The sequence below is a fragment of the Clostridium sp. genome, assembly GCF_036642255.1.
In the GTDB taxonomy this organism is placed as follows: domain Bacteria; phylum Bacillota; class Clostridia; order Clostridiales; family Clostridiaceae; genus Clostridium_J.
In genome coordinates this window covers 1-3758 of sequence record NZ_JAVWDJ010000100.1, presented here as the reverse complement: position 1 = coordinate 3758, position 3758 = coordinate 1, and the positions used below count along the sequence as shown (strand labels likewise).

The window sequence follows — 3758 nt, the reverse complement described above, 5'->3', positions numbered from 1 at the left end:
GTACCTTCTATAGAAATTTATTTTTGCATTGAAATTATGTATAGAATATAATTTGATTACAAGTTCCTATTTATTATTTCTGTTCTGCTATTATAAGTAATTTAAACTAAGGTTATCAAATACCGCATATATCAATGAATAAATTTATTTTTTTAGTTATATATTATTTAAAGTTGGAATGACACCATTTTAAAAACCATGATGTCATCCTTATCACTTATAGAATTTCTATGATACTATTTTAACTTTGTAATTTTTATGAGAAATCTAAAATACTCCACTATTATATTGCAAAAAAGGCTAAAAAAGTAATTACATTAATAGTTAATATCCAAATATATATGATAATTCGTTTATTTTTGTAAACTTTGAACAAAAATAAATTTAGAACATTTACAGAAATAAAAAATATAACTACATTTAACTTCCATAAAAGTGGTACAAAGCCTAAATATTGTACATATTTAACACTAATCAACTTTATGGCACTCATAAGTCCCATAGCAATTGAAAACACAGCACATATTGATATGATAATAACTGAACTCTTGCAAATCAAATGCTTTATTATCAATATTAAGGAGACAATAAATACCACTATCGGTATATAAAACTGTATACTTTGTGGTAAGAATCTTGCAAGAATAACAGCAAATATTGAATAAAACACAACTTTGTCGTAATTGGTTGAGTCATTTATTTTTTTATTATCATAGTATATTTACCACCTTATCATTTCATCTACAAACAAATTTTATATCACTAAACATTTCTTGCATCTTATAGATTCAATTAAATTAATATAAACTGATTTGTTCTAGTTTTTAGTTTCATAAAATTCATCTTCGTTAGGCTCTCTGTTGATGTTTTTTCCAATATACTCTTTTTTAGCTACTTTAAACAGCTTATAATTATCTTTTGCTTCGCATAATGATATCTTGTTAGCACCAATTACTCTATTTGGATATTTATGTGCAACCTCATCGTATTGCCATAAGCATACTTCGCATATCTCAACAACAATTTCATCATCGCTATCAATAGTATAATTTCCACAGCAGGGACATTGTAATTTTTTATACAAGTGAATCATCTCCTTATCATGGTTTATATTTTGCTATTTGCTCTTGCCAATACTTCATACCATCTGTAGGTTTAAAATAAGTTGATATTCCTCCATATTGATTAACCATTCCAAATTCATTTGTTTTGGTATCATATCTAAAATAAGTGCCTTCTTTAGATACAAAACTTTGGGTTGTTGAAGTAGGCTTTTTCATAACAAAATTTCTTGCGCCTTCAAGGTATTCATCTGCCGTTTTATATCCAAAATCAGCTCTATGGTCTGTGAAATGAGATGAAAGCTTTTTACCATTCTTAAAATCTGCACTTAGATTCCTTGACCCTCGGAAAGCATTTCCCCCTCTCTTCTTAGCTAACTTATTCCCTAACTCCATGGTACCAGCGACAATTGTAGTAGAAACTATTAAGATTAAAGTATTTTTTTGAATTTGTTTATTAACTTTTTTTAATGTGCTAACTACAGATGAAAAATAACTGTCACTTCCTGCACCAACTCCATCTGTAGCTGAAAAACTTAAAAATCCACTAGGATCCTGTTTATTAACAGGATTATTGTCGCAGTAAGCAAACATATTATGAGATAATAATTCACCGTGAACTCCAGTTATGCCATCAGCATTAATAAACCTTCCCCACTCTTGGTTATAGTATCTTGAATTTAAGTAGTAAAGTCCTGTCTCGGTATCATACCTATACCCTCTATATCTGTATGGATTTTTAACTCCAACTGTATCTTTAAGAGTTCCTTCTATGGATATAAGTTTACCCCAAGTATCATAAGTATAGTTTACTACTTCACGTCCATATTTATCTACTAAGGATATTATATCTCCTTGAGCATTTCTTACATAAAAGTATTCTTTGTTTACTTCACTTGTTTTTCCTTCTTCATATACTCTTATGTTTGTTATATAAATATTAGCTGGATTTGGATTACTTAAGTTATTAAAGAATCTTAAGCTTGATGCTGTCATGTCTGGTGAAGCAGAACTTATTGTTTCTTTAAACTTTTGAACAGTAGTTTTTGCTACTGGGTATCTTTCTGGCAGCGTATCTGGGAATAAGTCTACATTGAATTGTACCTCTTGTTCTTCCGACCAATAGTCAAACTCTAACACGTAGTTAGTGCTAGGTTTTAGTGCAATTAGCGGTGACCAGATATTGGGAATGCTCTGCCCTTTGTTTAACTTTATAGCTCTTACTGTATTTTCTGTGCCTGGGATTGGAACATTTACATATTCCATACCATTCTTGTTGATGGAGTCTTCAAAAATACCTATTTCACTTTTTCCTTCAACTTCATTAATATGAAAAAGCCAATGAAGTTTTTGGTCTCCATTGACTTTATTTTAGCTCACTTAAGCACTTTTATAAGCTTTTGCATTATTACGATATACTTACTTTATAGTTGTTATTTTTGAATCTGTTTATAAATAAAGAGTTTGTTCCACGTTTTCTTTACCATCAAAAAGCTTCAAAATTAAAATTTTACTTTGTAATATATTTCCACTTCTAGTTGTTACAAATATTTTTGAGATTTAGTTGAAAGATATTTTTCTGTTAAAATCTATTTTCTACCCCAGCCTTTTTCAATCTCGTCGCTTATCTTCCTCGTTTCTTCGTTCATATATTCCTTTGCTTTTGTTAAAATTACTTTGTCATCTCCTATTCTCTCTAATACTGTACAAGCTAACACTTCCTGAACAAGTAAATCATTAGATGTTGCCATTCTTCCTAAGAATACAAACACTTTTTCTAGAAGTTCTACTTTTGCATTTTTCTTAAGCAATTCAATAAGAAATGGATTAAGAACATCTCCAAATATATTATGTGCTCCTGGATCTTCACCATCCCATAAATCTAATTCTTGTTGATATATATACTGTAACTCTGGAATATGTTTTATTAATTCTTCTGATAAATTACAATATCTCAATTTATACACCTCTATTTTTTATTTAATGCATCTTTCAAATCCCAAAGTAATTGTTGAGCAGTAGAAAGATCATTTTCATCTAATGTCTGTTTTTTCATTATATTTTCAAGGTTTTTAACTCTTTCTAATCCTTTCTGTAGATGGGATCTACCTCCTACTAATTCTCCAGTTTGCAATTCATGCCTAATTGCATCTGCTAACCCACCATCTCCACTTGTTGCGCCAGGTCGATACATTTCATTTATACAATTCTTTAGTTTTTCATTTGATACAGAGTTTAGTAGTTTCTCCCTTTTGGGGATTTTATCTACTTTATTTGCAACTCTCCCTATAGATTTCGAGACACTAGAAATATTTTTGGAGACTCGTTGTCCTGCATTCTGAACTGTTTGTGCAACTCTAGATATTGCAGCACTGCCAGCTATCACAGCACCTGCAACAATCTCTTGTGGTAGTGAAATCACTGCTATAACAACAACTGCAACAGCTACTGCAGCCCCAATTGCCCACTTGGCCCATCTTGGTAAGAATCCGGTAGGATCTTCCATGTTTATAGGATTATTTAAACAATACGTAAACATATTATGAGATAGTAATTCACCTGGCTTTCCAACAAGTCCATCCGGATTAATAAACCTACCCCACTCTGAGTTATAATATCTGCTCTGCAGATAATACAATCCAGTCTCGGTATCATACCTATACCCTCTATATCTATAAGGATTCTTAACTCCAACAG

General features: G+C 30.8%; 4 protein-coding genes. All 4 read right to left on the bottom strand.

The features are described from left to right. Positions 1-817: 817 nt before the first annotated feature. On the bottom strand, positions 818-1093 hold the full coding sequence (locus tag RR409_RS20875) for a CPCC family cysteine-rich protein (protein WP_332559704.1): 276 nt from the start codon (positions 1091-1093) through the stop codon (positions 818-820). A gap of 7 nt (positions 1094-1100) precedes the next feature. Further along, the gene (locus RR409_RS20870; protein WP_332559703.1) at positions 1101-2327 is read right to left on the bottom strand and encodes an RHS repeat-associated core domain-containing protein; all 1227 of its coding nucleotides are present in this window, start codon (positions 2325-2327) and stop codon (positions 1101-1103) included. Between the two features lie 323 nt (positions 2328-2650). After that, positions 2651-3019, bottom strand: coding sequence for a hypothetical protein (locus RR409_RS20865; protein WP_332559702.1), 369 nt, complete (start codon positions 3017-3019; stop codon positions 2651-2653). Positions 3020-3030: 11 nt separating this feature from the next. Then, positions 3031-3758: RHS repeat-associated core domain-containing protein (locus RR409_RS20860; RefSeq protein WP_332559701.1), on the bottom strand; the 728-nt coding region annotated here is incomplete at its 5' end.